Raw genomic sequence first — 1,096 nt, 5'->3', positions numbered from 1 at the left:
GATTTATGATCAACACCGTGAGCAGGCTGGCCATGGTGGCGATGGCCAGATAGATGAGCACCTTTCGCCAAAGCTCAATGCCGGAGGTCTTCTTGCGGGCGCCTGACGCGACGGAACCGAAAGGCTGCACGTCAATCGCCCCGCTGCTGGCGATGGCGATGCTTTTCGATCTCCTCGGGCTCTTCATCATCGATCCGCGTGATTGCGGCTCCGTGCCAATCCAAGCTCTGTCGCTCGAAGATCATCCAAAGAATTGCGTAAGCCAACAAGATCAGGAACGCAGCGGGACGAGAGGTCAATGTGCCAATTGAGGTAAGCACGCTTGTGACCGTATGGTTTGCCATTCCAAAGAACTCGCGGCAGTGCCCCTGGTTCCCATGAGGCATCATGCCGCCCCGCCGTGCCTACAGTGGCTTATGGGTAGGCCACTTGAGTACATCGCCTCTGGCCAGTCGTTACTTTCGATCGAGCACCTTTCGGACCTTCTCGGCCAACTAGTCGATCGTGTAGGGTTTCGTCAAAAGCTCCGTTCCAAAATCGAGCGTGCCATTGTGACAGCGATACATTGTCCTGCCCATTCGTTCGAGCATCAAAAATCCCGGAGCATTCTGGCAGCCTGGAAAATGCGAAAATGAATTCGTGGTCCAATGCCGTCGGTATTTAACTTGGGCGATGCAGCTATGTTCCTGCTTTTGCAAAAATTGCGCAGCCTCGTACGCGATGCAAGGTGCGTCTGTCCGTGTCGCCGGCGGAATATCCGCTGCCGAGATCGTGTTACCTATTGTGATACGTATTGTGATACAAACGACACCCGGCAAGATGGAAAATGTAACAAAAACAGCTAGTGACGGGCTGAGTGATCCCAGCCAACGGTACCATCGGGTTTTTCCTGTAAGTAATTGATGGTTGGACGATTTTACGGAATTGCTCTGGCCCTTGAGCCATTTTGGCGGTTTTGTGATACCTATTGCATTCCGGCCTTCGCGCTCAAGGTTCAGACCAGTTGGGCCGGCCTGCGAATAAGCATGCTCGCCAACGATTTCTCGGGAACTGCTTGCAACACTCGCCAGGCCGGCGGTTTCAGGACTCATTGTCC

At 53.8% G+C, this 1,096-nt stretch carries 2 protein-coding genes; both read right to left on the bottom strand.

Annotated features, from left to right (window positions below):
• Window positions 1–131: 131 nt before the first annotated feature.
• Window positions 132–344, bottom strand: coding sequence for a hypothetical protein (locus EN750_RS40140; RefSeq protein ID WP_127329071.1), 213 nt, complete (start codon window positions 342–344; stop codon window positions 132–134).
• A gap of 150 nt (window positions 345–494) precedes the next feature.
• Window positions 495–1,096 (bottom strand): hypothetical protein (locus EN750_RS39750; RefSeq protein ID WP_189526716.1); only part of this gene is annotated, 602 nt, incomplete at its 5' end.

This window comes from Mesorhizobium sp. M7A.F.Ca.ET.027.03.2.1, from assembly GCF_003999175.1.
Taxonomy (GTDB): domain Bacteria; phylum Pseudomonadota; class Alphaproteobacteria; order Rhizobiales; family Rhizobiaceae; genus Mesorhizobium.
The sequence above is the reverse complement of the archived record's forward strand: the minus strand, read 5'-3'. Positions and strand labels throughout refer to the sequence as shown.